Origin of the sequence: Brenneria nigrifluens DSM 30175 = ATCC 13028 (genome assembly GCF_005484965.1) — a bacterium.
Taxonomy (GTDB): domain Bacteria; phylum Pseudomonadota; class Gammaproteobacteria; order Enterobacterales; family Enterobacteriaceae; genus Brenneria; species Brenneria nigrifluens.
Window position 1 is genome coordinate 2862513 of sequence record NZ_CP034036.1, and the last position, 18097, is coordinate 2880609.

General features: G+C 52.1%; 20 protein-coding genes. 16 read left to right on the forward strand and 4 right to left on the reverse strand.

Annotated elements, in window-relative coordinates:
* Positions 1-155 precede the first annotated feature (155 nt).
* Positions 156-1049 (reverse strand): flagellin N-terminal helical domain-containing protein, encoded by an 894-nt coding sequence (locus tag EH206_RS13405; protein WP_009113311.1) that lies wholly within the window; start codon positions 1047-1049, stop codon positions 156-158.
* Positions 1050-1332: 283 nt separating this feature from the next.
* Here EH206_RS13405 and fliD point away from each other — a divergent pair, with 283 nt between their 5' ends.
* The 3 genes from fliD to fliT are packed head-to-tail and all read left to right on the forward strand — an operon-like array spanning position 1333 to position 3550.
* Entirely contained in the window at positions 1333-2754 is a 1422-nt protein-coding gene (gene fliD / locus EH206_RS13410) for a flagellar filament capping protein FliD (RefSeq protein ID WP_009113312.1), read from the forward strand.
* A 12-nt stretch (positions 2755-2766) separates the two neighbouring features.
* Positions 2767-3174, forward strand: coding sequence for a flagellar export chaperone FliS (gene fliS, locus EH206_RS13415; protein WP_009113313.1), 408 nt, complete (start codon positions 2767-2769; stop codon positions 3172-3174).
* Between the two features lies 1 nt (position 3175).
* The gene (gene fliT, locus EH206_RS13420) at positions 3176-3550 is read left to right on the forward strand and encodes a flagella biosynthesis regulatory protein FliT (RefSeq protein ID WP_009113314.1); all 375 of its coding nucleotides are present in this window, start codon (positions 3176-3178) and stop codon (positions 3548-3550) included.
* 115 nt (positions 3551-3665) lie between these two features.
* Here fliT and fliE read toward each other — a convergent pair whose 3' ends face one another.
* On the reverse strand, positions 3666-3980 hold the full coding sequence (fliE, locus tag EH206_RS13425) for a flagellar hook-basal body complex protein FliE (RefSeq protein WP_009113315.1): 315 nt from the start codon (positions 3978-3980) through the stop codon (positions 3666-3668).
* 336 nt (positions 3981-4316) lie between these two features.
* Here fliE and fliF point away from each other — a divergent pair, with 336 nt between their 5' ends.
* The 13 genes from fliF to fliR all read left to right on the forward strand — a co-directional run bounded on the left by fliF (position 4317) and on the right by fliR (position 15204).
* Positions 4317-6035, forward strand: coding sequence for a flagellar basal-body MS-ring/collar protein FliF (gene fliF, locus EH206_RS13430; protein ID WP_009113316.1), 1719 nt, complete (start codon positions 4317-4319; stop codon positions 6033-6035).
* The gene (gene fliG / locus EH206_RS13435) at positions 6032-7024 is read left to right on the forward strand and encodes a flagellar motor switch protein FliG (protein WP_009113317.1); all 993 of its coding nucleotides are present in this window, start codon (positions 6032-6034) and stop codon (positions 7022-7024) included. Before fliF ends, fliG begins: the two co-directional genes overlap by 4 nt.
* Positions 7017-7715 carry a flagellar assembly protein FliH gene (fliH, locus tag EH206_RS13440; RefSeq protein ID WP_009113318.1) on the forward strand — a complete coding sequence of 233 codons (699 nt, stop codon included), beginning with the start codon at positions 7017-7019 and terminating at the stop codon, positions 7713-7715. The genes fliG and fliH overlap by 8 nt, the downstream gene beginning before the upstream one ends.
* On the forward strand, positions 7715-9097 hold the full coding sequence (gene fliI / locus EH206_RS13445) for a flagellar protein export ATPase FliI (RefSeq protein WP_009113319.1): 1383 nt from the start codon (positions 7715-7717) through the stop codon (positions 9095-9097). Before fliH ends, fliI begins: the two co-directional genes overlap by 1 nt.
* Positions 9094-9540 (forward strand): flagellar export protein FliJ, encoded by a 447-nt coding sequence (gene fliJ, locus EH206_RS13450; RefSeq protein ID WP_009113320.1) that lies wholly within the window; start codon positions 9094-9096, stop codon positions 9538-9540. The genes fliI and fliJ overlap by 4 nt, the downstream gene beginning before the upstream one ends.
* The gene (locus tag EH206_RS13455; RefSeq protein ID WP_009113321.1) at positions 9537-10829 is read left to right on the forward strand and encodes a flagellar hook-length control protein FliK; all 1293 of its coding nucleotides are present in this window, start codon (positions 9537-9539) and stop codon (positions 10827-10829) included. Before fliJ ends, EH206_RS13455 begins: the two co-directional genes overlap by 4 nt.
* Positions 10830-10984: 155 nt before the next feature.
* Positions 10985-11464 carry a flagellar basal body-associated protein FliL gene (fliL, locus tag EH206_RS13460; RefSeq protein ID WP_040343261.1) on the forward strand — a complete coding sequence of 160 codons (480 nt, stop codon included), beginning with the start codon at positions 10985-10987 and terminating at the stop codon, positions 11462-11464.
* Between the two features lie 5 nt (positions 11465-11469).
* Positions 11470-12483 carry a flagellar motor switch protein FliM gene (gene fliM, locus EH206_RS13465; RefSeq protein WP_009113323.1) on the forward strand — a complete coding sequence of 338 codons (1014 nt, stop codon included), beginning with the start codon at positions 11470-11472 and terminating at the stop codon, positions 12481-12483.
* Positions 12476-12889 (forward strand): flagellar motor switch protein FliN, encoded by a 414-nt coding sequence (fliN, locus tag EH206_RS13470; RefSeq protein ID WP_009113324.1) that lies wholly within the window; start codon positions 12476-12478, stop codon positions 12887-12889. Before fliM ends, fliN begins: the two co-directional genes overlap by 8 nt.
* A complete protein-coding gene (gene fliO, locus EH206_RS13475; RefSeq protein ID WP_009113325.1) occupies positions 12889-13317 on the forward strand; it encodes a flagellar biosynthetic protein FliO in 429 nt (142 codons plus the stop codon). Before fliN ends, fliO begins: the two co-directional genes overlap by 1 nt.
* On the forward strand, positions 13314-14090 hold the full coding sequence (gene fliP, locus EH206_RS13480) for a flagellar type III secretion system pore protein FliP (protein WP_009113326.1): 777 nt from the start codon (positions 13314-13316) through the stop codon (positions 14088-14090). The genes fliO and fliP overlap by 4 nt, the downstream gene beginning before the upstream one ends.
* A 59-nt stretch (positions 14091-14149) precedes the next feature.
* On the forward strand, positions 14150-14419 hold the full coding sequence (gene fliQ, locus EH206_RS13485) for a flagellar biosynthesis protein FliQ (RefSeq protein WP_009113327.1): 270 nt from the start codon (positions 14150-14152) through the stop codon (positions 14417-14419).
* Between the two features lie 2 nt (positions 14420-14421).
* Positions 14422-15204 carry a flagellar biosynthetic protein FliR gene (fliR, locus tag EH206_RS13490; RefSeq protein WP_009113328.1) on the forward strand — a complete coding sequence of 261 codons (783 nt, stop codon included), beginning with the start codon at positions 14422-14424 and terminating at the stop codon, positions 15202-15204.
* Between the two features lie 173 nt (positions 15205-15377).
* Here the strand turns inward: fliR and flgL are convergent, their stop codons facing one another.
* Together flgL and flgK are read right to left on the reverse strand one after the other, a co-directional pair.
* Entirely contained in the window at positions 15378-16334 is a 957-nt protein-coding gene (gene flgL / locus EH206_RS13495; protein WP_009113329.1) for a flagellar hook-associated protein FlgL, read from the reverse strand.
* A 29-nt stretch (positions 16335-16363) separates the two neighbouring features.
* Positions 16364-18055: a flagellar hook-associated protein FlgK gene (gene flgK / locus EH206_RS13500; RefSeq protein WP_009113330.1), complete on the reverse strand. Its 1692-nt coding sequence runs from the start codon at positions 18053-18055 to the stop codon at positions 16364-16366.
* Positions 18056-18097 lie beyond the last annotated feature (42 nt).

An 18097-nucleotide genomic window follows, 5' to 3' on the forward strand; every position in this document is an offset into this window, starting at 1 on the left:
AGCGCTTCATCATAGGGATAACACTGGCATACCACATCAGGATCTGATCCAGATATACCGGTCTGGAGAACTCCTAGTATAAAGAGCATAAATAAAAATAGCGGGTATAAAACCCGCTATTTTTTACGCTATTTATTACGATTGATGCGATTAGATTATTGCAGCAGAGACAGTACGCTTTGCGGAACCTGGTTTGCCTGCGACAGGACTGCAGTACCCGCCTGTTGCAGAATCTGGTTCTTGCTCATATTGGAAACTTCCGTCGCCACATCAGCATCTTCAATACGGCTACGGGCGGACGTCAGGTTGGTTACCGTGCTGTTCAGGTTGGTAACGGTAGATTCAAAACGGTTCTGAATCGCACCCAGGCTGCTACGCAGTGAGTCAACGCTGGAGATGGCCTTGTCGATTTCAGCCAACAGACCACTTGCAACCGTTGCGGTTGCTGCCGTTGCGCCAGTAGCAGCAGTATAAGTAGCCAGAATACCCACACCTGATGCAGCACCGGTGCTGCTTTCAGTGATACCGGTCAGTCCGGTAGTGCTGAACAGCGTAGTCGAATCGATTTTCTTCAGGCTAATATCGATGGTTTCATCATCATTGGCGCCAACCTGAATAGACAACGATTGTTCAGTAGACAGCACTTTCACGCCGTTAAACTGAGTCTGTGCGGAAACGCGGTTGATTTCTTTTACGCGGTCAACGATTTCATTGTTGATAGAAACCAGGTCATCCGCAGAGTTAGAGCCGTTGTTTGCCTGCACGGTCAATTCACGGACACGTTGCAGGTTGTTGTTGATTTCGTTCAGCGCGCCTTCAGTGGTCTGCGCGATGGAGATACCGTCGTTGGCGTTACGGGCAGCCTGAGTCAGACCTTTGATGTTCGCGGTGAAACGGTTGGCAATTGCCTGACCAGCAGCGTCGTCTTTGGCGCTGTTGATACGGTAGCCGGAAGACAGACGTTCAATAGCCGTCCCCAGTGCGGACTGAGATTTGTTCAGGTTGTTTTGAGCTATCAGCGACAGGCTGTTAGTATTAATGACTGCCATAATTATATTCCTTATTGCAATTCAAGTCGGTTTAGGTTCGGGCTGTAGCCCACGGCTTTCATCACCGTCCTAACCTGTATCGGCACCCTTGAAAGAAGCTTTAAAATTATTTTCAGAAAAAAATCCGTCAGACAATTTAATGCAGTACCGTTATTTAAATCGCCATAATGATTGCATACACTGTAATTACTGCCTGTTTTTTCTTTTATGGGTGAACCTAAACTTTCCTCTTGTATTGCCGATACCCTTTCCACGACATATGAAATACTTTTAAGGAAGCATAATGGCCAGCATCAGTTTTACCGGTTCTACCAGCGGCTTAAGCGATATCCTGTCTCAATTGACGACCAATGAACAGACGCGCCTTACCCCAATTAAAACCCAGCAAACGCTGTATGAAAATCGTAGTAAAGGTTTCGACACGCTGAAAACGGCGTTAACCAAGCTGGAGTCCGCCAATGAAGCGTTGGCCAAAGCCAACTCAATCAATAAAACGACGGTCAGCAGCACCAATAGCGCTTTTACGGCTACCACAACGAGCAGCGCGTCTTCCGGCTCTTACAACGTTGAAGTCAAGAATCTTGCCACCGCTCATTCATTACTTTCGTCTGAATTCACCAGCAGCACCGATAAGCTGGGAGAAACCTCAGGTGGAACCCGGACGCTGACCATCAGTCAGCCGGGACGTGAAGAACCGCTGGAAATTACGCTTACCGACAGCCAGACCTCGCTGGAGGGTATCCGTGACGCAATTAACAAAGCGGATAGTGGGATTGGCGCCAGTATTATCAAAGCGGATGATGACAGCTATTATCTGGCCATCACGGCGAAAGAGACCGGCACTGACGCCCAAATAAGCGTCAGCGTCACTGGGGACGACACGTTGAACAGCAAGCTCAACTACTCCGCAGACACCAATAGCGGCGCCCTGACGCAACAAACCGCCGCGCAAAATGCCGAAGTCGTTATTAACAGCATTACCGTAACACGCCAGAGCAACACCATCACCGATGCCATCGACGGTGTATCGCTGACGCTAAAAGCGCAAACCACTTCCGGCTCGCCGGAAACACTTGATGTCGCCAACGATACAGAGCCGATGCAGAAGGCCATTCAGGAATGGGTGGATGCCTACAACGCGCTACAAACCACGATCGGCACCTTAACAAAATACACCGCCGTTGACTCCGGCGCCGATGAGCAAGACTCAAGTAATGGCGTGTTGCTTGGCAATAGCACGTTACGTAATATTCAGAACAAGCTGAAAACGCAGATCTCCAATGCCCAAAACGGAATGGATATCAGCACCCTGAATGAACTCGGGGTTAAGCAAAATGCCACTACCGGGGTACTGGAAGTCGACACGGAAAAACTGCAAACGGCGCTGAAAGAAAAATCCGGCAGTGTGACGGAGTTCTTTATCGGCGACGGAAAAACCACAGGTTTTGCCACCCAGGTTAATACTTATCTGGATAATGTCCTGGATTCTAAAGATGGTGCTATCCAGGTTGCAAAAGACGGGATTGCATCCACGCTAAAAACATTACAGAAGCAGTATGACAATACGCAAGTCAGCATCGAGGCTACCATCGCCCGATATAAAGCGCAGTTCACGCAGTTAGATACGCTGGTTTCACAGATGAACAGCACCAGCGATTATCTGACAACGCAACTCGCCGCATTAAGCAATACCAGCAGCAGCTAAGAAGGAGCCTTGATGTACACTAGAAACGGCAGTCAGGCCTATGCGCGCGTGGGCCTGGAAAGTGGCGTAATGAGCGCCAGCCCTCATCAATTGATTGTAATGTTACTTGACGGGGCGAAAAGCGCGATGGTCAGGGCACGCATTTTGATGCAACAAGGCGACATAGCCAATAAGGGTATTGCCTTGTCTAAAGCAATCGACATTATCACTAATGGACTTAAAGCCGGTCTGGACGTAGAGAAAGGTGGTGAGCTGGCGGAAAACCTGTCGGCACTCTATGACTATATGGCGCAACGGTTGATGATCGCCAATCTGCATAACGACGTAAAAGTCATTGAGGAAGTGGAAGCTTTGCTGGAAAACATTGCCGATGCCTGGCGTCAGATTGGTCCAAACTATCAACCGGCGCAGGAAGCATAAAATGGATGATCTCCGCCAGCTTCTTAAAGATTATAAGCAACTGCAATCCCTCAGCAGAAAGATCCTTGGTCTAGCCTCAGGCGGCCAGTGGGACGAGTTGGTTGAGCAAGAGATTATTTATATTCAATCCGTCGAGAAATTGAGCGCTACGCCCATTCCGACTAATTTAGATAGCGTTATACAGTTGCATTTTCGGCGGATTTTGCAGGAAATTCTTGAAAATGAAGCGCAGATAAAACAACTGCTGCAAAACAGGATGAATGAGTTGAGTTCACTGATGGACACTTCGCGTAAACAACATGCCGTCAACTCCGCCTACGCCGAATTTGCCGGGCATAAACTATTACCTGGCGAACCAACCAAGATCGTAAAGTAAGCTATCGCTTTGCTCTATATGAGCTCAATTCATCATGCCTGCGCCGACAGGCATTTCATGACAATCGAAAGGCTAATTTGCACATCGATTTCTACTGCGGGAAATAACGGCAGAATCACACCGTCATATTCATCACTTCCTGATAGGCGGATACCAGTTTATTGCGTACCTGAATCCCCATTTGCATGGATATTGAGGATTTCTGCAGATCAACCATCACATCGTTCAATGCCACGCCGGGCTTACCCAGGGTAAAATTCTGCGCCTGAGTGCGGGAGTGCTGCTGCACTTCACTGATTTTATCCATTGCCGATCTGAGTTCAGTGGCAAAACCAGGTTCTACCGCAGGCCGGGAAACCGGCGCGTTTGCCGCCTGCAAAGCGTTAACCTGCAGCTGCTGTAATACTCCTTCGATACCGTTAACAGACATATTCCCCTCGCTCGTCTCCCAGAGTGCATTTTCATTGCCGTAAGTGATGATTGTTTAACTAAATAAACCTTATAACGGCAAGCATTTCGTTTGAAATACGCCGATTTTTTCTGTCACCACTCCAGGTCACACACCCTATCACATCCTTTACGCGCTAAATCGTCCAATTAGCGTTAAAAAGGTGGGCTTATCGACCCATCGATTTTTCTTTTCCGGAAAATAATGACATGCCTGCAATTGTAGGCGAATTGTTTTATTGATTGCGCATTCAGGGAGTTCTGTTTTGTTACGTAACAACGTTAAGTATACCGTTCAACAACCAAGCAGAGATCGAGTATGAACGCCTCGATAACCGGCACTGCTACCGGTAAAAACGGCTTTGGCGAAATACTCAACCGCTTACGCGCCAATCCGAAAATTCCTCTATTGATTGCCGCCGCCGCTGCCGTCGCCATTATTGTCGCGCTGGCCTTGTGGGCCAAAGGTCCCGACTATCGGGTGCTGTATAGCAATGTCAATGACCGTGATGGCGGGGCCATTGTCAGCGAATTAACCAAACTGAATATTCCTTATCGCTTTGCCGATGGCGGCGGCGCGATAATGATCCCGGCACAAAATGTGCACGAAACGCGTTTACGTCTGGCGCAATTAGGTTTACCTAAAGGCGGCGCAGTCGGTTTTGAACTGCTCGATCAGGAAAAGTTCGGCATCAGCCAATTCAGTGAGCAGATCAATTATCAGCGCGCTCTGGAAGGCGAGCTTTCAAGAACCATCGAAACGCTGGGACCGGTACAAAACGCCCGCGTTCATTTGGCTATTCCCAAGCCCTCTCTTTTTGTTCGTGAGCAAAAGTCCCCTTCCTCCTCGGTAACATTAACGCTGCAACCCGGCCGTGCGCTGGACGAAGGGCAAATCAACTCGATTGTCTATATGGTATCCAGCAGCGTTGCCGGGCTCCCCCCGGATAACGTTACCGTCGTTGACCAAACCGGGCGTCTGCTGACGCAGGCCGGCGGCAGCGCCCGCGATCTGAACGCGGCGCAGCTTAAATACAGCAACGAAGTCGAAGCCATGTATCAGCGTCGTATAGAGGCTATCATCGCTCCTATCGTCGGCATGGGAAATGTGCATGCGCAGGTGACGGCTCAAATCGACTTTGCCGCCCGAGAGCAAACCGATGAGCAGTATCAGCCAAATCAGGCGCCAGACAAAGCCGCGATTCGCTCGCAGCAAACCAGCCAGAGTGAGCAGAGAGGCGGGCCTAACGTCGGCGGCGTGCCTGGCGCGCTGTCTAATCAACCCGCACCCGCGCCTACCGCGCCGATTGAGGCGCAGCCCAATAATAACGCCAACGCGAATGCCAATAATCAGCCCGGCCAGCAGAATAACGCGGCGGGTACGCAGGCCAATGCCAGCGCCAATACCGCCATTCAGACGTCCAACGTCCGTAACGATGCCACGACAAACTACGAAGTAGATAAAACCATACTGCACACCAGGCACAGCAGCGGTGGCGTAAAACGGTTGTCCGCGGCGATCATCGTTAACTATTTGCCTCCGGGCGAAGACGGTAAACCGGTCGCGCTGACAGAAGATCAAATCAAACAGATTGAAACCGTTGCCCGTGAAGCCATGGGATTTTCAGCCGAACGCGGCGACTCGTTAAACGTTGTCAATACGCCGTTTATGGAGTCGGTTGAAGGCACCGGCGAACTCCCCTTCTGGCAGCAACAGGCGTTTTTCGATCTGCTGATCGAAGCGGGCCGCTGGTTGCTGGTACTGATTGTCGCCTGGATATTATGGCGCAAGCTGGTCCGTCCGCAGTTGCAGAAGAAAGCTCAGCAACAAGAGGCCGCCATGGCGGCGGCAGCCATGGGTAAAGACGGAAATGACGATGTCGTCGTCAATCTGAGCACCTCGGAAGCGGAGCAGCAGAGAAAATCGCAACAGCGTATCAGCGCAGAGCTGCAAAGCCAGCGGATACGTGAACTGGCAGAGAACGATCCTCGCGTCGTCGCGTTGGTCATTCGTGAATGGATGAGTAGTGAACTATGAGTCTGACAGGAACAGAGAAAAGCGCCATCTTATTGATGACCATCGGTGAAGACCGGGCGGCCGAGGTATTTACTCACCTCTCTACCAGAGAGGTGCAGCACCTTAGCGCGGCGATGGCGAGTATGCGCCAGGTGTCGCAACAGCAGTTAGTGGAAGTGCTTAAAGAGTTTGAGTCGGATTCAGAGCAATACGCGGCACTGAGCGTTAACGCGGGTGACTATCTGCGCTCTGTTTTGGTCAAGGCGCTTGGAGAGGAGCGCGCGTCAAGCCTGCTGGAAGATATCCTGGAAAGCCGCGAAACCACCACCGGCATGGAAACCCTCAACTTTATGGAGCCGCAGACCGCCGCCGATTTGATTCGCGACGAGCATCCGCAGATTATCGCCACTATTCTGGTGCATCTGAAACGGGCGCAGGCGGCCGATATTCTGGCGCTATTTGACGAGCGTCTGCGTAATGACATTATGCTGCGTATCGCTACCTTTGGCGGCGTACAGCCAGCCGCATTAGCCGAACTGACCGACGTTCTGAACGGCCTGTTGGATGGTCAGAACCTCAAACGCAGCAAAATGGGGGGGATTCGTACCGCCGCCGAGATTATCAATCTGATGAAAGCCCAGCAGGAAGAAGCCGTTATCGATGCGGTCCGGGAATTCGACGGCGAACTGGCGCAAAAGATTATCGACGAAATGTTCCTGTTCGAGAATTTGGTGGATGTGGACGACCGCAGCATTCAGCGTCTGCTGCAGGAAGTGGAGTCCGAATCCCTGTTGCTGGCGTTGAAAGGTGCCGAAGAACCGCTGCGCGAGAAATTCCTGCGCAATATGTCGCAACGCGCGGCGGAAATCCTGCGCGACGATCTGGCCACCCGTGGTCCGGTACGTATGTCCCAGGTGGAAAACGAACAGAAAGCCATTCTGCTTATTGTTCGCCGTCTGGCGGACAGCGGAGAAATAATTATTGGCGGCGGCGAGGATGCCTATGTCTGATGCCGCAAACAGCCTTGACTGGCAACCCTGGAAACTTAACGATCTGGCCGCTCCCATCGTCCCCAACAATGATGAGCCGGAAGCCGTTGAGCCGGACATCGTTACCGAAGCGCTCCCCCAGGAAGACGATGAGCTCGTTTTTTTGCGTCAGCAAGCGCAGCAACAGGCGCGGGAAGATGGCTATGCGCAGGGGCATCAGCAGGGTTATGACGCGGGCTATCAGGAAGGTCTGAACGCGGGTCGGCAACAAGGGCTGCAGGATGCTTTACAGCAACAACAGCCCATGGTTGAACAGATACAACAGATGGTTAGCGAATTTCAGCAAACGCTGGATGCGCTGGACAGCGTCATCCCTGCCCGATTGATGCAACTGGCATTGACGGCCGCCAAGCAGATTCTGGGGCAGCCGCCGGTGTGTGACGGCACCGCGCTGTTAAGCCAGATTCAGCAATTAATTCAACAGGAGCCGATGTTTTCCGGCAAGCCGCAGTTACGCGTGCATCCGGCCGATCTCGAACGCATCGAGCAGGCATTAGGCCCGACGCTCAGTCTGCATGGCTGGCGGCTGCTGGCGGATAATCAACTGCATCCCGGCGGCTGCAAGATCAGCGCGGAAGAAGGCGATTTGGATGCAAGCCTGGCTACTCGCTGGCATGAACTCTGCCGCCTGGCGGCGCCGGGAGAGTTATGATGACCTCACGCCTCGGACGCTGGCTCGAATCTCTGGATTCATTTGAGAAACGCATAGACAGAACGCCATCTGTGCGTCGCTACGGCCGTCTGACCCGGGCAACAGGCCTGGTGTTGGAAGCGACGGGTTTACATATGCCATTGGGGGCGACCTGCCTTATCGAGCGTCAAAACGGCACTCAGATAGAAGAAGTCGAAAGCGAGGTCGTTGGGTTTAACGGACAACGACTTTTCCTTATGCCTCTTGAAGAGGTGGAAGGCATCATTCCCGGCGCGCGCGTTTATGCCCGAGTCGACCTGAAGAGCAGTTCCCAGGGCAAACAACTGCCATTGGGACCAGAGCTATTGGGCCGCGTATTAGACGGCAGCGCCAAACCGCTGGATGGATTACCGGCGCCGGATACCGGCTATCGGGCGCCATTAATTACCGCGCCATTCAATCCATTGCAGAGAACGCCGATTGAGAGCGTATTGGATGTGGGTGTCCGCGCCATTAATGCACTGTTAACCGTTGGCCGGGGACAGCGCATGGGGTTATTCGCCGGTTCCGGCGTCGGTAAAAGCGTACTATTGGGCATGATGGCGCGCTATACCCAGGCCGATGTCATTGTTGTCGGTCTGATCGGCGAGCGTGGGCGTGAAGTAAAAGACTTTATCGAAAATATTCTGGGTACCGAAGGTCGCGCCCGCTCTGTCGTCATTGCCGCTCCCGCCGACGTGTCGCCGTTATTGAGAATGCAAGGTGCGGCTTACGCGACCCGCATCGCGGAAGATTTTCGTGACCGCGGTCAGCACGTGCTGCTAATCATGGACTCATTAACGCGTTATGCCATGGCGCAACGCGAAATCGCGCTGGCCATTGGCGAGCCTCCCGCCACCAAAGGTTATCCGCCATCCGTTTTCGCCAAGTTGCCTGCGCTGGTTGAACGTGCAGGCAACGGTATTCACGGCGGCGGTTCGATCACCGCTTTCTATACCGTATTAACCGAAGGGGACGACCAGCAAGATCCCATTGCCGACTCCGCGCGGGCCATTCTTGACGGACACATTGTTCTGTCGCGTCAGTTGGCCGAGTCCGGTCACTATCCCGCAATTGATATAGAAGCGTCGATCAGTCGTGCGATGACCGCGTTGATTGATGAAAGTCACTACGCGACGGTACGCCAGTTTAAACAATTACTGTCGAGCTATCAGCGTAATCGGGATTTAGTCAGCGTCGGCGCTTATGCCGCCGGGAGCGATCCCATGCTCGACAAAGCGATCCGCCTGTATCCACAGATGGAAGCTTTTCTGCAACAAGGGATGTTTGAACGCAGCAGTTATGGCGAAGCCTGCCAGGCGCTGGAAACAATTTTCCCCCGTAACGGGCAGGAGAACAAATGAAACCCCAGTCACCCCTGATTACGCTGCGCGAACTGGCGCAGCAAGAGGTCGAAAAAGCGGCCGGGCAATTAGGCCAGGTGCGGCACGCGCATCAGCAGGCTGAACAGCAGTTGAATATGCTGTTAAACTATCAGGATGACTACCGCCAGAAATTGAATACCACCATGTCTGGCGGTATGGCCAATAATAGTTGGCAGAATTATCAGCAGTTTATCCAAACGCTGGATAGCGCTATTGAACAACATCGGCAACAGCTTTTGCAGTGGACATCGCGCCTGGATCTGGCGATGAAAGCGTGGCAGGAAAAACAGCAACGGTTAAACGCGTTTGAAACTTTGCAGGACCGGGAAACAACCAGGCAAGTTGCCAGAGATAATCGCATAGAACAAAAATTGATGGATGAATTCGCCCAACGGGCCTCACTGAGGAAAACCGAATCATGAAGCTGCCCGCATTACCTATAACAACCAGCACCGGCGATACCGGTAGTTCTACTGCTTCTCTGTCGACGCAGGGCGAGTTACCGAAAAATTTTATCGAACTGCTGGGAAAACAGCTATCCCTGTCTTCCGATCCGTCAGCTAACAAGTCGCTTGACGCAACGGATAAAGAAGCCCTGTTGAACGCGCTCGGAAAAGATGCCGCCACGTTGAATGGCGACGATTTGAACGCGCTCCTTGCCTCATTCAGCGCGTTAGCCGGCACCTTGGCGCCCGCGGGCAAACAAACCCCGGAGACGACAAAGCAACTGGATAGCGCAGCAGAATCCGACGATAAAACCAATCATTCCGCCGATGATGCGGCAACTATGCAGGCGCTCCTTGCCATGTTGTCAGCAACGCCGGCTGCGACCGTGGACAACGGTACCGCTGATAACATCCAAAATGCGAGCTTCGGTATTTCGGGATTGCTTGACGGCAAACGTCAGGCCGACGCCGCTTTAGCAGACACCAGCGCCACTGACGAAGACGCGAAAACGACGCTGGCGAAAATTTTCGGCGCTTCCGACACTGCGCGTAACGACGCAGACAGCCTGCAATCATCCGCCAATCCGTCTGGTGCGGTAAAACGCAACGCGGCGACGGCGCAATCCGATGATTCAGTAAAATCGGCGCTCGCCTCTCCCTTGATTGCCGGCGAGCGCAGTAATAGCCAGGAGCCTGCTCTCACTGCCGGCAACCAGAGCGTGGCGTCTCCCCAGGTTGCGCTGGCGCCGAATGTGCAATCGACATTTTCCAGTAGCTCTGCGACACTAGTACCGCCAGCCCACGCGCAGTTAAATACGCCATTTGGATCGCCGCAATGGCAGGACGCATTGGGGCAACAGATCGTTATGTTTAGCCGCAACGGGCAACAAAGCGCCGAGCTGCGTCTGAATCCGCAGGAATTGGGAGCGCTTCACATCAGTTTAAAAATTGACGATAATCAGGCACAAATTCACCTGGCGTCGGCAAATAGCCAGGTTCGTTCAGCGTTGGAAGCGGCACTGCCCCACCTGCGTAACGCGATGGCGGAAAGCGGCATTAACCTGGGGCAAAGCAGCGTCGGTAGCGATGCATCCAGTTGGCAAGCCCAGCAGCAAACGGCAAATAACAGCGGCGAAGGCAACAGCGGTACTTCCTATCAGCAGCAATTTGGCGATTCGCCAGAAAATATTGCCAAGCCATTAGAAGTTCCTGCCCATTTACAGTCAATGGCGTCTTCAGCCAATGGCGTTGACATTTTTGCCTGATATTGCAGTAAAGAAATAAGTTAACGCGGTTTTTCTTGTCTATTCCCTGTATTGATCGCTTGAATAGACGAGATAATCATTAACATTACGAAATTATTTATTGTTGATTCGAGTCGGTAATAAATATCAATAAATAACAGGAACTCTCTTTGGCTATGTCTGATATACAAGTCCGGCCAGGACAAAAGCGCTCTGTTTGGCTAATTCTACTGATTATCGTTGCTCTCGCCGCCACGGCGGCGGCAGGCGCCGGTTGGTGGCTATTGCATCAGAAAAACACAGCGACTGCCGAACAAGTGGCGCCACCGCCTCCAGAGCCCGTTTTCATGCCACTAGACACTTTCACCGTCAATTTAGTCAATGCGGATAACGATCCCGATCGCGTGTTATACGTTGGATTTACCCTGCGTTTGCCGGATGAGGCGACCCGCACTCGATTCAATAACTATCTGCCCGAGGTGCGCAGCCGTTTATTGCTGCTCCTGTCTCGTCAGAATGCCCTTTCGCTGGCAAGCGAACAGGGTAAACAACAGTTAATCGAAGAAATCAAACAAGTGTTAAGCCCGCCATTGATCCCCGGTCAACCGAATCAGGTGGTCACTGATGTTCTGTTCACTGCTTTTATACTGCGGTAATCAATATGGGCGATAGCATTCTTTCTCAAGCGGAAATAGACGCGTTACTAAATGGCGACAGCGGCGATAGCGACGCCGATGACAAGGCGTCCGCCAAAAACGACGGTGACGTTAAACCTTACGACCCCAATACCCAGCGACGCGTAATTCGTGAACGATTACAGGCGCTGGAAATTATTAATGAACGTTTTGGCCGTCAGTTCCGGATGGGTTTGTTCAACCTTCTGCGCCGTAGCCCCGATATTACGGTGGGCGCAATCAAAATCCAGCCTTACCATGAATTTGCCCGCAACCTGCCGGTTCCGACAAACCTCAACCTGGTTCATCTGAAACCGTTACGCGGCACGGCGCTGTTTGTCTTTTCGCCGAGCCTGGTGTTTATCGCCGTTGATAACCTGTTCGGCGGTGACGGCAGATTTCCGACAAAAGTGGAAGGCCGCGAGTTTACCCATACCGAGCAGCGCGTGGTGAAACGCATGCTGCGCCTGGCGCTTGAGGCATACAGCGATGCCTGGAATGCCATCTACAAGCTGGACGTGGAGTATGTGCGTTCGGAAATGCAGGTGAAATTCACCAACATTACTACGTCACCCAACGACATCGTAGTAACCACGCCATTTCATGTTGAAATTGGTTCATTGACCGGGGAATTTAATATCTGTATTCCCTTCTCGATGATTGAACCTCTGCGTGAGTTACTGGCCAACCCGCCGCTGGAAAATTCGCGTCAGGAAGATCAGAACTGGCGGGAAACCTTAGCCAAACAGGTACAGTATTCCGAACTCGAACTGGTGGCGAATTTTGCCGATATTCCTTTGCGTTTATCCAAGGTATTGAAGCTGAAGCCCGGGGATGTGTTACCAATCGATAAACCTGAGCGCTTGATTGCCCATGTTGACGGCGTACCGGTGCTGACGAGTCAATACGGTACGCTTAACGGGCAATATGCATTACGAGTAGAACACTTGATTAACCCTATTTTGAATTCTCTGGACAATGAGGAACAGCCCAATGAGTGACACCAAGAAACCGTCCGACGACAAAGAATCAGTGGACGATCTGTGGGCTGATGCATTCAACGAGCAACAGACTGCGGAAAAAGCCACCGCCACGACTGAAGGGGTATTTAAAACGCTGGAAGGTCAGGATGGCGTGGGGTCGTTACAGGATATCGACTTGATCCTGGATATCCCGGTAAAGCTTACCGTCGAATTGGGACGCACCAAGATGACCATTAAGGAACTGCTGAGATTATCTCAGGGTTCGGTTGTCGCCCTCGACGGACTGGCCGGCGAGCCGTTGGATATATTGATTAACGGCTATCTCATTGCCCAGGGCGAAGTGGTCGTTGTCGCCGATAAATACGGTGTGCGTATTACCGATATCATCACGCCGTCCGAACGTATGCGTCGCCTGGGTCGCTGATGCCAACCGTTCAGACGCCGACCTCGCCTGTTACAGTAACCGGACAGCCATCCACGCTGGCTACCGCTCCCCCGCTTACCGGCAGTATGCTGCTGACTCAGGTAGGCAGCGTGCTGGGTGGAATATTATTACTTATTTTGTTTATTGCCTGGCTGGTGCGCAAACTCGGTTTGGCGCCGCAGGCAAAACAGAACAAGTTATTAAAAGTCGTTTCCAGTTGCCCGGTCGGGCAGCGCGAGCGTGTGGTCATTGTCGAAGTTGAGGATACCTGGCTGGTGCTGGGTGTTACCGCGCAACAAATCACGCCGCTGCACACGCTGCCGGCGCAGGCAACCGATAACGGCGGCACCTCGGCCGGTGAAATCAAGCCGGTTGATTTTCAGCAGTTGTTCAAAAAAGTTCTAAAACGTCCGGAAAAATCGGAATGAGTGTGTTATCTCGTCAATCGTTCGGCCCTGCGCTGTTCCGCTCCCTGCGCTACGTACTGGCCGCCAGCTTACTGTTTTTGACGCCATCCGTGTGGGCGCAGTTGCCCGGAATTGTGACTCAACCGCTGGCAAATGGCGGTCAGAGCTGGACGCTGCCGGTACAGACGCTGGTTTTTTTAACCTCACTGACTTTTATTCCCGCCGCGTTGTTGATGATGACCAGTTTCACCCGCATCATCATCGTGCTCAGTTTATTGCGTAACGCCCTGGGCACGCCAACGGCGCCGCCCAATCAGGTGCTGCTGGGGTTGACGCTTTTCCTGACTTTTTTCGTCATGTCGCCGGTATTGAACCGCGTATACGAAGACGCCTATGTTCCATTCAGTCAGGATCAAATCAGTATGGAACTGGCCATCGAACGAGGGGCTGAGCCTTTGCGGGAATTTATGCTGCGGCAGACTCGCGAGTCCGATCTGGCATTATTTACCCGACTCGCCGAAATCCCGCAGATACAGGGACCGGAGGCGGTGCCAATGCGCGTATTATTACCGGCCTTTGTCACCAGCGAGTTGAAAACGGCTTTCCAGATTGGCTTTACCGTATTTATTCCGTTCTTGATTATTGACCTGGTGGTTGCCAGCGTTCTGATGGCGCTGGGGATGATGATGGTGCCGCCGGCCACAATATCACTGCCATTCAAACTTATGCTGTTTGTATTGGTTGACGGCTGGCAATTGCTACTCGGCTCACTCGCCCAGAGTTTTTATAGTTAGCGGTTTTTAATTAACCGAAGTTTCAGCATATTGCGTGCGCTTGATAGAGGAACGCTAAAATGACGCCAGAATCGGTAATGGCGCTTGGCTACGAGGCAATGAAAATTGCCCTGGCGCTGGCGGCGCCTCCGCTATTATCCGCCTTGCTCAGCGGGTTGATCATCAGTTTGCTGCAGGCGGCGACGCAGGTAAACGAAATGACGCTATCGTTTATCCCTAAAATCCTCACCGTATTCCTGACGCTGGTTATTGCCGGCCCGTGGATGTTAAACCTTATGCTGGACTATATGCGCACCCTGTTCGGCCAGCTTCCCTACATTATCGGTTAAACATGCTGACGTTTAACAGTTGGGATATGCTTAACTGGGTCAGTCAGTTTTTTTGGCCTTTTGTCAGGATCCTGGCGCTTATCAGCACCGCGCCAGTTTTCAATGAACGCTCGATTAGCAATCGGGTAAAAATCGGGCTGGCGCTGTTTATCACTCTTCTTGTTGCGCCCTATTTGCCATTAAACGCCACGCCTATCTTCTCCGTGGTCGGTATATGGGTGTTGATTCAGCAGATTATAATCGGCATTGCATTAGGCATATCAATGCAGTTGGCCTTTGCCGCTATTCGTCATGCGGGAGAACTGATCGGGCTACAGATGGGGCTGGCATTCGCCACCTTTTTTGATCCGACCGGCGGCCCGAATATGCAAGTGTTGGCGCGCTTTCTTAATATACTGGCGATTTTGCTTTTTCTCACTTTTGATGGGCATCTCTGGCTGATTTCACTGCTGGCGGACAGCTTTTACACCGTGCCGATAAGCGCTAATCCATTGAACAGCGGTGCGTTCCTTGCCCTTGCCCGGGCCGGCGGACTGATTTTTATCAACGGCCTTATGCTGGCGCTGCCGATAGTCACCCTGCTGTTAACCATTAACCTGGCATTGGGATTTCTCAATCGCGTCGCGCCCCAGCTTTCTATTTTTGTAGTTGGTTTCCCGATTACATTGGCCATCGGCATCATGACCATCGGCCTGTTGATTCCCCTGCTCCCGCCCTTCGCCGAGCGCTTATTCGGCGAAGTCTTCGATTTATTGGCGGATATTCTCACTCAGTTACCCTCATAAAAGGTGGGGTTCTGACAAAACGGGAGAGTGATTCAGGGAAGGAAAAACCAATAAAAAACGGCACGTCGTCTCAACAAAACAATCAAGAGGACGTGCCCAAAAAATACGCCCGGTTTAAGCGTATTCAAATCGGTAGCGCTGATTTGGCAATATCAATGGCTATTGCTAAGCGGCTATTTATTAAGCTGGAAAAGCGACATACCCTGCATGCTCTGAAAATTGGTATATGCCGCCTGTAATGAAGCCTGCTGCATGGTATAAGTTGAAATAGCGTCATACCAGTCCGTGTCTTGCAGTTGAGACAACGTCTCCGTGTTGGCAAGCGTCCGGTCAGCGCCGATGGAGTCCAGGTTATCGAGTTCTTCAAGCTGAACGCCAAGTTCGGCACGTACAGAAGACACATTGTTTAATGAGTTGGTTAAACCACGATTGGCCGTAGCCAATGCGGCCTCAACGGTAGCTTTGGTGGCGTCATCAGCTCCGTCGAGCGGTGTTTCAAGCGCATTAATCGCCAGATCCAACGTTGCGAACAAATCGGACTGTACGCTTCCATCTGGTTCTTTTTGCGCATCTCCCGTTACGCCATTAAATACCGCAGACCCGATATGGCTGACCGTCATTGAGCGGGCGGCGTCAACACGCTGTTCAATAGCCTGGTATCCGCCGATATAGTCCACACTGCTCGTCCCCTGTACATACGGTGCGCTATCGGTTTCATAGCCGGCAAAAATATAATTGCCGTTACCGTCGGTGCTGTTGGCCATATTCAGCAGTTGCGCTTTAATGCCACGCAATTCCGCTGCCACCGACTGACGATCATCATCGCTCTTCACGCCGCCGCCGCTGATAACCTGAGTGTTTGCCGCGATAACGGAGTCAGCCACTTTTGAAAGTATCGACTCTTCAAGCGACATACTTTGTCGGGCGAAGGTCCGCGCCAGCGTGTACTGGCTATTTTCCGACTGGGCCTGGCCCAGCATAATCACCTGAGCCGCGGCAATAGGATCATCCGATGGATTAACTACGCGCTTTCCGGTAGAAAGTTGCATTCCCGTTTTTTGCCAGGCCGTCTGACCGTTCAAAATGCCTTGCATATTCTGCTGATATATCATGCTGGTGCTCAGACGCATGGTATTTATTCCTCTTTATAACAGTCAGATTAATTGCGAATCGACAACAGAGCGTCGAATATGGTCGATGCAGTCTGAATAACCGCGGCATTTGCCTGGTAATACTGCTGATAACGCATTAACTCGCCATATTCTTCATCCAGGTTTACCCCGGATACGGATTGTTGTTCCGCCGTAAGCTGCGTCACCACGCTGGCCTGCGATGTGCTATTCACTTTCATGGTATTGGTTTGGTTGCCGACATCCGCGACCAGGCCGGCATAGGCGCCGGTAATGGTGGACTTGCCCTCAACGATTTTTTCGCTCTGCAAGGCGAGCAGCGCCTTGGCATTGGTATTGTCGCTGGCGCCGCCGAATACCGGTTCGCCGTTCTCCAGCACGGGATCGCCATTTTCATCCAGCTTGACGGATGCCGCAGCGATTTTACTGGAATCAGTGATGGCGACGCTCATGCCGGTAACCACGCTGGCGACCGGTTTTAGCGTAAAGCTGTCGTTGGCGGCGGGCGTCCCGGAGATGGTGAGCTTCAGGCCATCAAAATTCAGACTGGAGTCTGACGTATCAACCGTGGCGGTAAATTTCGCATTGTCGGATAGGCGGGTTACCTGCCAGTCAGTACCGTCATATTTGATCGTATAATCAGACGCCTTGACGGCGCCGGTGTCCGTGTAACTGGCCGTCAGTTCGGCGCTTCCGGTATTTTTGCTGTTTTTCAGCGTCGCCGAACCGCCAAAGGTAAAAAAGTCTTCCCCCTTCTCCCCGTTAAGATCGTAACCTTCTTTATGCTGGGTATTAAACACATCGGCAAAGGCCAACGCCATCTGGCCCAGTTGGTTACTGACGCTGTCCAGCGTCTCGCTGCGGAAAGAAAGCAAGGCGTTCAGGGAACCGCCGGAAATTGAGCTTTCCTTGACTTCGGTAACGCCGGCAATCTTGTCGTTGTACCCTACCGTAATACGGGAAGGATCGCTGTCGGAACTGACCGCAACCAGTTCATTGGTCCGCGTTCCCTGCACCAGGCTAAGGCCGTTTTTAAGCGAAACATTGTAGACGATGCCGTCCTGAACCGAAACGTCGACACCGACCAGCTTATTTAACTCATTGACCAACTGATCGCGCTGATCGAGTAAATCATTTGGCGCGGCGCCCTGATTCGCCCCCGTCAGACGCGTAATCTGGTTATTTAGATCGGCAATCTGGTTGGCATAGGTATTTATCTGTTGCACCGTACTCTGAATTTGCGTATTCAGACCCTCAGCGGTGTCCTTCAGATATTTATCCGTTACCTGAAACTGATTGACCAGCCCCTCGGCTTTTCCCAGCACCGTCTGACGGGTAGATGAGTCGCCTGAATTGCTGGTCAGATTCTGCAAGTTGGTAAAGAAATCCTGCAGGGTTGCGGAAAGACTGGTGGTACTGTCAGCCAGCAGATTATCAATCTTGGAAATCTGCTCATAATAGGTTGTTGCCGAACTGCTTTGGGTTTGTGCTGAACGCAACTGCGTCGCAATAAAATCATTATATTCGCGGTTAATCCCCACGACATTCACGCCATTGCCAATATAACCCGCGGACGTACTGGTGCTCACCGCCTGAGAAAGTAATGCGTTCTGCCGACTGTATCCTGTCACTGCCTGATTACTGATGTTATTACTGACCGTGCTCAGCGCCGCCTGCGCGCCTTTCAAGCCACTCATCGCGGTATTAATCAAATTGGACATGTGGGTTTCCTTGTACACAGGCTTTTAACCAAATGCGCTGCG

What these genes read in the sequence shown, in the direction of transcription:
- EH206_RS13405 (WP_009113311.1), bottom strand. Translation starts at nt 1,049, where the DNA reads ATGGCAGTCATTAATACTAACAGCCTGTCGCTGATAGCTCAAAACAAC.
- fliD (WP_009113312.1), top strand. Translation starts at nt 1,333, where the DNA reads ATGGCCAGCATCAGTTTTACCGGTTCTACCAGCGGCTTAAGCGATATC.
- fliS (WP_009113313.1), top strand. Translation starts at nt 2,767, where the DNA reads ATGTACACTAGAAACGGCAGTCAGGCCTATGCGCGCGTGGGCCTGGAA.
- fliT (WP_009113314.1), top strand. Translation starts at nt 3,176, where the DNA reads ATGGATGATCTCCGCCAGCTTCTTAAAGATTATAAGCAACTGCAATCC.
- fliE (WP_009113315.1), bottom strand. Translation starts at nt 3,980, where the DNA reads ATGTCTGTTAACGGTATCGAAGGAGTATTACAGCAGCTGCAGGTTAAC.
- fliF (WP_009113316.1), top strand. Translation starts at nt 4,317, where the DNA reads ATGAACGCCTCGATAACCGGCACTGCTACCGGTAAAAACGGCTTTGGC.
- fliG (WP_009113317.1), top strand. Translation starts at nt 6,032, where the DNA reads ATGAGTCTGACAGGAACAGAGAAAAGCGCCATCTTATTGATGACCATC.
- fliH (WP_009113318.1), top strand. Translation starts at nt 7,017, where the DNA reads ATGTCTGATGCCGCAAACAGCCTTGACTGGCAACCCTGGAAACTTAAC.
- fliI (WP_009113319.1), top strand. Translation starts at nt 7,715, where the DNA reads ATGACCTCACGCCTCGGACGCTGGCTCGAATCTCTGGATTCATTTGAG.
- fliJ (WP_009113320.1), top strand. Translation starts at nt 9,094, where the DNA reads ATGAAACCCCAGTCACCCCTGATTACGCTGCGCGAACTGGCGCAGCAA.
- EH206_RS13455 (WP_009113321.1), top strand. Translation starts at nt 9,537, where the DNA reads ATGAAGCTGCCCGCATTACCTATAACAACCAGCACCGGCGATACCGGT.
- fliL (WP_040343261.1), top strand. Translation starts at nt 10,985, where the DNA reads ATGTCTGATATACAAGTCCGGCCAGGACAAAAGCGCTCTGTTTGGCTA.
- fliM (WP_009113323.1), top strand. Translation starts at nt 11,470, where the DNA reads ATGGGCGATAGCATTCTTTCTCAAGCGGAAATAGACGCGTTACTAAAT.
- fliN (WP_009113324.1), top strand. Translation starts at nt 12,476, where the DNA reads ATGAGTGACACCAAGAAACCGTCCGACGACAAAGAATCAGTGGACGAT.
- fliO (WP_009113325.1), top strand. Translation starts at nt 12,889, where the DNA reads ATGCCAACCGTTCAGACGCCGACCTCGCCTGTTACAGTAACCGGACAG.
- fliP (WP_009113326.1), top strand. Translation starts at nt 13,314, where the DNA reads ATGAGTGTGTTATCTCGTCAATCGTTCGGCCCTGCGCTGTTCCGCTCC.
- fliQ (WP_009113327.1), top strand. Translation starts at nt 14,150, where the DNA reads ATGACGCCAGAATCGGTAATGGCGCTTGGCTACGAGGCAATGAAAATT.
- fliR (WP_009113328.1), top strand. Translation starts at nt 14,422, where the DNA reads ATGCTGACGTTTAACAGTTGGGATATGCTTAACTGGGTCAGTCAGTTT.
- flgL (WP_009113329.1), bottom strand. Translation starts at nt 16,334, where the DNA reads ATGCGTCTGAGCACCAGCATGATATATCAGCAGAATATGCAAGGCATT.
- flgK (WP_009113330.1), bottom strand. Translation starts at nt 18,055, where the DNA reads ATGTCCAATTTGATTAATACCGCGATGAGTGGCTTGAAAGGCGCGCAG.